The organism is Gilliamella sp. Fer4-1 (genome assembly GCF_001690515.1).
Classification (GTDB): Bacteria; Pseudomonadota; Gammaproteobacteria; order Enterobacterales; family Orbaceae; genus Gilliamella; species Gilliamella apicola_C.
Genome location: NZ_LZGZ01000109.1, coordinates 1 through 8,557, shown reverse-complemented (window position 1 = coordinate 8,557; position 8,557 = coordinate 1). Strand labels below are relative to the sequence as shown.

General features: G+C 34.5%; 9 protein-coding genes. 3 read left to right on the top strand and 6 right to left on the bottom strand.

The genetic code is table 11. The features are described 5' to 3' along the window. Nucleotides 1-218: 218 nt before the first annotated feature. From mltA to asmA, 3 genes are all read left to right on the top strand, one after another. Nucleotides 219-1,319 (top strand): murein transglycosylase A, encoded by a 1,101-nt coding sequence (mltA, locus tag A9G30_RS03995; protein ID WP_081295632.1) that lies wholly within the window; start codon nt 219-221, stop codon nt 1,317-1,319. 70 nt (nt 1,320-1,389) lie between these two features. Further along, complete coding sequence (gene dcd / locus A9G30_RS03990) at nt 1,390-1,971, top strand: dCTP deaminase (protein WP_065567715.1); 582 nt, start codon at nt 1,390-1,392, stop codon at nt 1,969-1,971. Between the two features lie 32 nt (nt 1,972-2,003). Then, nucleotides 2,004-3,890, top strand: coding sequence for an outer membrane assembly protein AsmA (asmA, locus tag A9G30_RS03985; RefSeq protein ID WP_065588128.1), 1,887 nt, complete (start codon nt 2,004-2,006; stop codon nt 3,888-3,890). Between the two features lie 56 nt (nt 3,891-3,946). On the opposite strand, the gene hslU is transcribed toward asmA, so the two are convergent. The 6 genes from hslU to A9G30_RS03955 form a co-directional block, all read right to left on the bottom strand. Continuing rightward, complete coding sequence (hslU, locus tag A9G30_RS03980) at nt 3,947-5,275, bottom strand: HslU--HslV peptidase ATPase subunit (protein ID WP_065567713.1); 1,329 nt, start codon at nt 5,273-5,275, stop codon at nt 3,947-3,949. Nucleotides 5,276-5,301: 26 nt separating this feature from the next. After that, nucleotides 5,302-5,829 (bottom strand): ATP-dependent protease subunit HslV, encoded by a 528-nt coding sequence (gene hslV / locus A9G30_RS03975; protein ID WP_065588127.1) that lies wholly within the window; start codon nt 5,827-5,829, stop codon nt 5,302-5,304. A gap of 150 nt (nt 5,830-5,979) precedes the next feature. Then, nucleotides 5,980-7,110 (bottom strand): cell envelope integrity protein TolA, encoded by a 1,131-nt coding sequence (gene tolA, locus A9G30_RS03970; RefSeq protein WP_176700837.1) that lies wholly within the window; start codon nt 7,108-7,110, stop codon nt 5,980-5,982. 28 nt (nt 7,111-7,138) lie between these two features. Next, nucleotides 7,139-7,558 (bottom strand): colicin uptake protein TolR, encoded by a 420-nt coding sequence (gene tolR, locus A9G30_RS03965; RefSeq protein WP_065567711.1) that lies wholly within the window; start codon nt 7,556-7,558, stop codon nt 7,139-7,141. A gap of 2 nt (nt 7,559-7,560) precedes the next feature. Further along, entirely contained in the window at nt 7,561-8,241 is a 681-nt protein-coding gene (gene tolQ, locus A9G30_RS03960; protein WP_065567710.1) for a protein TolQ, read from the bottom strand. Next, nucleotides 8,242-8,557: YbgC/FadM family acyl-CoA thioesterase (locus A9G30_RS03955; RefSeq protein ID WP_065588125.1), on the bottom strand; the 316-nt coding region annotated here is incomplete at its 5' end.

Genomic DNA, 8,557 nt, shown 5'->3' with positions numbered 1-8,557 from the left:
CATGCTTTGAGGAAGCGCTCATCGCTATTTTCCTTTTATTTGCTCAATTTCTTAATTTAATAAAGAATATAGGACTATAAAGTCTATAGAATAAAATCGCAAGTTGAATTTTTATGAAAACTTTTTATGACTACACCATAATTATTGGTAGTTTCTTATAATAGAATTGTGTAGCATAACTAACAATGATACTTAACTTATTATAATAATCTATCAAGATGAAAGAAAAGAAACGTCGCTATTATCGTTTTTATGTTTTATGTACTTTATGCTCTTTATTTATTTTATCTCTTCTAACTAGTAGCCAAAGCAATGTAAATAAACCTGTCAAACAAGGTCAACAATATAAAGATGGCAACCTCCTTTTTCCGTTTAACGTAAGCTATCCACAATTAGCTATTCCAGTAAATATTTCAGACTACATGATTCAAATTGCCAAAATCAAGTCGTCATCGCCCTCTTTGTATCTTAAAAATGAACATATCTATAAAGCGATAGATGATTGGATTAATCGTTCCTTAGGAACTGACGAATTTAGCAAAGTTGGGCTTAAAAGTTATGAAATGTCGGGGCAAGATGGGTATGGAAATGTCCATATGACAGGTTATTATACTCCAATCATTAAAGCAAGACATGAGCTAACTACAGATTTTAAATATCCTATTTATAAAATGCCCGTTAGTGAAGGAAAACAATTACCAAATCGAGAGCAAATTTATAATGGTATTCTTGCCAATAAAGGTCTTGAAATAGCATACAGTAATTCTTTAATAGATAATTTCATTATGGAAGTGCAAGGTAGTGCCTATGTTGATTTTGAAGATGATTTACCTTTAGTTTTCTTTAGTTATGGCGGTAAAAATGGACATGGTTATTCAAGTATTGGCCGATTGCTAGTAGAACAAGGTGAAATCGAAAAAGAAAAAATGTCGATACAGGCTATCAAAGATTGGGCTAAGAATAAAAGTGAGGAAAAAATTAAAGAATTATTGGTTCAAAACCATTCATTCGTTTTTTTTGAACCCAAATATAATACCGAAGTAAAAGGGGCCGCTAATGTTCCTTTAATTGCCAATGCTTCTATCGCCTCTGATAAATCATTAATACCAATGGGTTCTGTAGTACTGGTTGACGTGCCTCTGCTTGATAGCGATGGGCAATATCGTGGTAGGCGAGAAAATCGTTTAATGGTTGCCCTTGATGTAGGTGGTGCAATTAAAGGGCAGCATTTTGACCTTTATCTAGGAGTAGGTGATCAACCTGGCAAATTAGCGGGATACTATAATCACTATGGCCGCGCATGGTTGCTAAAACCTTAAACAACTAACATCGACGACATTCAAAGTTCCTGTTAGAATAAAGAAATACAAGCTGAATTAAGGATTACTTATGAGATTATGCGACCGAGATATCGAAGCATATTTACAAAACGGTAAATTAAAAATCACACCACAACCAGCAGCAAGTTGTATTAATGGTGCAACTGTTGATATTAGATTAGGTAACCAGTTTCGAACTTTCCGAGAGCATACCACACCTTATATCGATTTAAGTGGTCCTAAAGAAGAAGTTGCTGCGGTATTGGAACGAGTGATGAGCGAGGAAATTGTATTAGCTGAAAGCGATGCTTTCTATTTGCATCCAGGAGAATTAGCATTAGCCGTAACCTTAGAATCAGTCACTATTCCCGATGATCTGGTTGGTTGGTTAGATGGGCGTTCATCGCTTGCTAGGCTAGGGCTGATGGTTCACGTTACAGCACATCGAATTGATCCTGGTTGGCAAGGGCAAATTGTTTTGGAATTCTATAACTCAGGGAAAATTCCATTAGCACTTAGACCAGGAATGACAATCGGAGCGCTTAGTTTTGAAACATTAACTGGAGCGGCTGCAAGACCATACAATCGAAGGCAAGATGCAAAATATAAAGACCAACATGGCGCTGTCGCCAGTCGTATTGATAAAGACTAAACAACTTATAATATTAACAAAGGAACATTAATATGGTAAAAAAAATATTGGTTTTTTTATTTGCCTTAATTTTAGCTATTACTATCGGTATTATTTCACTTATTGTTTTTGTAGATCCTAACAACTTTCGTGGATTTATTTCTGATACAGTAAAAGATAAAACCGGTTATGAATTAACTATTGATGGCGATTTGCGTTGGCATATATGGCCACAAGTGAGTATATTAACAGATTCGGTAAAATTATCTGATGTCGATGTAAAAAAACCTATATTAACTGCGGATAATATGCGACTTGATGTTGAACTATTGCCTCTTTTCTCAAAAAAATTATCTATCAAAAATGTATTTATAAAATCAGCAATCATCAACGTCACTGATGAAAGTAAAGGTAATATTGCAAAAAATGGTGCTAAAAAAACACCTATGGATACGACCACTAATGTGCCAATGGATTCTAAAGATAAAAAAAATACATCTAGTTGGCAGTTTAGCTTAAATAAATTTGAAGTTACTGACAGTACAGTGGTATTACAATATAAAGATGATCTTATTAACTTTAGAAATACTAATCTTATTGTAGAACAAGTTAAAGATAAAAATATCGCTATTGCTTTAAACGGTAACGTAGATAAAAATCAACAAGATATGTCATACCTAATACATGCTAATGTCGATTTAAATGAATTTCCAAGACAAGCAATCATCGATTTAAATAAGTTAAATTTTACTTATAAAGGCATTGCTAATTCAGCAAAAGAATTAAAAGGAAACATAAGTGGCGTTTTTAATTACCAACATAATCCTCAGATTTTAAAAAGCCAAAATTTATCTTTCTCAGTTAATGGTAATAATTTCATTGGTGTTATCAATGCAGATTTAACAAGTAAACCAGAAATAAATTTGCAGTTAAATTCTGATAAAATTGATCTCTCTTCATTACTGAAAATTGGTGAAAAAACAAACGGAAAGGCTAATAGTCAACAAACCCCTCCTGTGGTGTCAAATGTTACAAAGAGCAATAATGAATTAAATTTTTTAAATGCTTTCAATGCTAAGGCTAAGTTAACTATCAAGCAACTTAACGCCAATAAAATGACGTTTAACAATATTAATGTTGATATAACTAATAATGACGGTATTGCTATATTCAGAAATATGAGTTTAGATTTTGCTAAAGGTCATATATTGGCAACAGGTGTTGCAAATGGCAAACAAAAAAACACATTAATAAAACTAAATACCAAAATAACTGATGTTGATTTAAATACATTTTTTAAGCAAATAGATACGGCACATGATCTAGATGGTTTATTTAATGCTAGCGGGGATTTACAAAGTAACACCTTATCAGGTTCTAAATTGTTAGCAAACTTACAAGGCAATGTGGCCATTGTTGTAACAAATGCAAAGCTCAATAATTTAAATATTGAAAGTATTATCCAAAATGCGGTAGCTCGCTATTCAAAAAATGATACAACACCTGAAAATCAGAAAAAATACACCGAATTTCAAACAATTTCAGCTAATGCCTATTTGAAGCAAGGTAACTTGGAGTTTTCAACATTAACAGCGAATTCAGCAATACTTGAGATCGTTGAAGCTTCAGGAAGAGTCGGGCTCTTAAACCGTGATTTAGATATTAATTTGAACTTAAAAATGTTAGGTGGCTGGAATACTAAAAATGAAGTAATTGCAAAGCTACAAAAGTTAACAATACCACTACGTATTTATGGTGAATTTGCTAAGCTTCGTTATCAAATTGATATTGCTAAATTAATCAATGATGTATTTAGTGACAAATTACAAGATCGTTTAGAAAAACTTCGAGATAAATTAGAAAATCATCATTCTAAAGATAATTCAAAGTCTAAATCAAAAACTTCTAATATCTTAGGCGAACTACTAAAAAGGCAGTAATAAAAAAAGGTGAGCAAAGCTCACCTTTTTTATACTCGATACTCAAGCCGAACTACTTATAAAATAAACTTGCTCAGATCTTCATCTGCAACCAGTTTATCTAAATGATCGCTTACATATTTAGCATCAATTGTAACTGTTTGTCCGCCAAGTTCACTAGCCTCAAATGAAACTTCTTCCATCAAACGCTCTAATACAGTATGCAATCTACGTGCGCCAATATTTTCATTTTGCTCATTCACTTGCCATGCTGATTCTGCAATTTTACGAATACCATCTGGCGTAAAATCGATATTAACACCTTCGGTTGCCATTAGCGCTTTATATTGAACCGTAAGTGAAGCATTTGGTTCAGTTAAAATCCGTTCAAAATCTTCGCTTGTTAGTGCTTGTAATTCGACTCGAATTGGCAATCTACCTTGTAATTCAGGAATTAAATCTGATGGATTTGCTGTTTGAAAAGCGCCCGATGCAATAAATAAGATATGATCCGTTTTAACAGAGCCATGTTTAGTTGATACTGTACAACCTTCAACTAATGGTAAAAGATCACGCTGTACGCCTTCACGCGAAACATCTGGCCCTGATGAGTTACCGCGCTTACACACTTTATCTATTTCATCAATAAAGACAATTCCGTTCTGCTCAACCGCTTCAATCGCTTCATGCTTAAGATCATCTGGATTAACCAACTTAGCAGCTTCTTCATCAATAAGCTGTTTAAAGGCATCTTTTATTTTCATTTTGCGCGGTTTAGTTTTTTGCCCACCTAAATTTTGAAACATCGACTGTAATTGGTTTGTCATTTCTTCCATGCCAGGAGGTGCCATAATTTCAACACCAATATTAACACCAGCTACTTCAATTTCAATTTCTTTATCGTCAAGTGTGCCTTCACGTAATTTTTTGCGAAAAGCTTGCCTTGCTGTTGAAGCATTATTATCTTCAACTTGTCCCCAACCATCTTTAGCTGGTGGCACTAGCACATCTAAAATGCGCTCTTCGGCTAGTTCTTCCGCTCTATGACGATTGCGTTCAATTGCTTCTTGGCGTATCATTTTTACTGCAGAATCTGTTAGATCTCGAATAATTGAATCAACTTCTTTTCCCACATAACCAACTTCTGTAAATTTAGTTGCCTCTACTTTAATAAAAGGTGCGTGAGCCAATTTTGCAAGGCGCCTTGCAATTTCAGTTTTACCAACACCTGTTGGTCCAATCATCAGTATATTTTTAGGTGTAACTTCATGACGTAATGTTTCATCAAGTTGCATACGGCGCCAGCGATTACGTAGTGCTATAGCTACAGAACGTTTCGCTTTATCTTGGCCAATGATATGTTGGTTTAATTCGCTTACAATTTCGCGAGGAGTCATTTCAGACATAATAATATTCTCTTTAATTCAGTTGATTAGTAATTGAGCTCTTCAATGGTTTGGAAGTTATTTGTATACACACAAATGTCCCCCGCTATTAATAATGATTTTTGCACAATATCGTGTGCAGAAAGTGAGGTATTATCAAGTAATGCTCGTGCAGCTGCTTGTGCATAAGGACCGCCAGAACCAATGGCAATTAAATCGTCTTCGGGTTGGATAACATCACCAGTACCGGTAATAATTAATGATGCACTTTCATCAGCAACAGCAAGCAATGCCTCTAATTTGCGTAACATCCTATCCGTTCGCCAATCTTTAGCTAGCTCAACAGCAGCTTTGGTTAAATGACCTTGGTGCATCTCCAATTTTCGCTCAAATAGTTCGAATAATGTAAATGCATCAGCCGTACCACCAGCAAAACCCGCAATCACTTTGTTATTATATAAGCGACGAACTTTACGTGCATTACCTTTCATAATAATACGTTCGCCTAACGTGACTTGACCATCACCACCGATAACAACTTGCCCCTCACGACGGACACTAACAATTGTTGTCATGTTTTGCTCCTTATTTTACTTAAATAACTTAATTCGAAATGAATAGATGATATATTGGGGTAATTAATGTAATTTCAATATTCTAATTTATAGATATTGATCATTTATAGTAAATAATTCTAGGGAATATTGCGTTTACAATATAAAAAATTAGTTTGGTTGGAAGTCAATTTTCATTATTTTTACTTGATTATAAAACGTACTTGCAGGCTTTGGAATTATAGCTTGTTTCGTTGCTGAAAGTGCTTCTCGGCATAATGCCTCATCGCCACCTTTCGCACTAACATTAAGTAATAAACCATCAGGTGCAATTTGAATTTCTAATACACAATTTCGCCCACTATATAATTTATTAGGATTAATAAATTTATTACTGATAGCATTTTGAACTAGAGATTTATACTTATCTAGCTCCCCATTTGAAACACCTTTCCGACTAGCAGCACCACCTGCTGGGCTGGGTATATTTGATGTAAGTCCACCCAGCAAGTTATCAAGCTCTTTATCTTTTTTTGCTTGTGCTGCTTTTTTTGCTTTTTCGATAGCAGCTTTATCTGCCGCCGCTTTTTCAGCAGCTTGCTTTTTTTCTTGTTCTTCTTTTTGTTTAGTTAACTCTGCTTGTTTGCGTTCATTTTCAATTCGTTGCTTTTCAATAAGTTCTTGTTCAGCTTTTACTTTAGCCTCTTGTTCTTCTTTCTGCTTGGCAAGTTCTTCTTGCTTACGTAAAGTTTCTTCACGTTGTTTATCTAATAATTCTCGCTCAGCTTTTAATTTAGCTTCTTGCTCTGCTTTTTGTTTTGCTAGCTCAGCTTGCTGTTGTTCTAAGCGCTGTCTTTCAGCCTGCCTTTGTTGTTCTTCTAACTGCTCTTTAGCTTTTCTAGCATCTTCTTCTTTTTGTCTTGCTATCCGCGCAGCTTGTGCAGTCTCTGCCTCTTTCTTCTGCTGTTGTTCTACTTTTAGGCGCTCTCTTTCTAGCTCTTTAAGCCGCTGTTCTTGGGCAAGCTGTTGTTCTTGCAATATTCGAGCCTGATCATCAATTTGTTGCTGCCTTTGTTTCTCAGCTTGCTTTTGGCTAACTTGTGTCTTTAGTTGCCTTTGATATTGTTCGGTCATGACAGAAGGATCAACCATAATAGCATCAATAGAATTTCCATCGACACGGCCATAGTTTAAATTATTATCAGATATAACTCGGTATCCTAAAATAACAATTAAAATGACATGTAATATAATGGATAGGGCAATAGCTATACTTAATTTTGAATTTGGTTTATAAGACATTACTGACATTTTACTATATTATTTTTATTTAAATCGGTTGAGTCATTAATCCTACAGATTTAACGCCTGCAGATTGTAATAAATTCAATGCTTTTATAATTTCTTCATAGGGAACATCTTTTGCACCACCAACTAAAAAAACAGCCTTTTCATTAAGCGACATCTGTTGTTTTACTTCTGCTACAATTTGTTCTTTTGGTAAATTAGTTTGACGATCTTGATCAATAATCATTGCATATATACCAACTCCAGAAACTTCAATAATGATTGGCTTATTTTCTGAAGGTGAAACCGTTTTTGATTCCGATGCTTCAGGAAGATCAACTTCAACACTTTGACTAATAATTGGGGCTGTAGCCATAAAAATAAGTACTAAGACTAATAATACATCCAATAAAGGGACTATATTGATTTCAGTTTTAGTTGAATAACGTGAGCGTCTACGCATAATTAATTCCTAACGGCAACTGCTTGACGTTGTAAAATTGCAGAAAATTCATCAATAAAATTGAGGTAACTTTGCTCAATTCGGCTTACACTCAATGATAAGCGATTATATGCAATTACCGCGGGGATGGCAGCAAATAAGCCAATTGCAGTTGCAATTAATGCTTCAGCAATCCCTGGGGCAACCATTTGCAGTGTCGCTTGTTTAACTGCACCTAAAGAAATAAACGCATGCATAATCCCCCAAACTGTACCAAATAAACCAATATATGGACTAATAGAACCTACTGTGCCTAAAAAAGGAATATGTAATTCCAAGTTGTCAAGCTCACGATTCATTGCTAAACGCATAGAACGTGATGCACCATCTAATGCAGATTGAGCCATATTGGGATTAATTTGATATAATCGTGAAAACTCTTTAAAGCCTGAATAAAAGATATGCTCAGTGCCGCTGATCTCTTCTTTATTGAATTTTGCTTTATCAAATAAAACATTTAAATCATCTGCAACCCAAAAGCTATTATCAAATTGCTCGATTTGTTTTTTAGCTTTACCTAAAATTTTAGTTCGTTGAAATATAATAGCCCATGACATAACAGAAAAAGTAAGTAATAACAACATAACACATTGTACTAAGAGGCCTGCTTGCAAAAACAGATCAATAATATTTAGATTTTCCACTTATATAAACTCCAAAACTAATAACTTGGGAAGCGCGCACGGCTTCATTTTAGTGATATCAACACAAGCAATAAGAACATCTGCTGTGCTGATAACGCGTTTATTTTGATTAAAAATAGTCTGTTTAAAAATAATAGACGCCTTGCGAACTTGCTCAACTTGAGTACTAATAGTCAACATATCATCTAAATGGGCTGGAGCATGGTAGCTAATATCCATCTTTTTTACAACAAAAGCAATACTTTCTTGCAATAACGTCTGTTGGCTAATTCCTAATTGCCTTAGTATTTCGGTTCTAGCCCGTTCAAAAAAAGCT

Excerpts from the sequence above, each read along its gene's own strand:
- mltA (WP_081295632.1), top strand. The coding sequence starts at position 219 with ATGAAAGAAAAGAAACGTCGCTATTATCGTTTTTATGTTTTATGTACT.
- dcd (WP_065567715.1), top strand. The coding sequence starts at position 1,390 with ATGAGATTATGCGACCGAGATATCGAAGCATATTTACAAAACGGTAAA.
- asmA (WP_065588128.1), top strand. The coding sequence starts at position 2,004 with ATGGTAAAAAAAATATTGGTTTTTTTATTTGCCTTAATTTTAGCTATT.
- hslU (WP_065567713.1), bottom strand. The coding sequence starts at position 5,275 with ATGTCTGAAATGACTCCTCGCGAAATTGTAAGCGAATTAAACCAACAT.
- hslV (WP_065588127.1), bottom strand. The coding sequence starts at position 5,829 with ATGACAACAATTGTTAGTGTCCGTCGTGAGGGGCAAGTTGTTATCGGT.
- tolA (WP_176700837.1), bottom strand. The coding sequence starts at position 7,110 with ATGTCTTATAAACCAAATTCAAAATTAAGTATAGCTATTGCCCTATCC.
- tolR (WP_065567711.1), bottom strand. The coding sequence starts at position 7,558 with ATGCGTAGACGCTCACGTTATTCAACTAAAACTGAAATCAATATAGTC.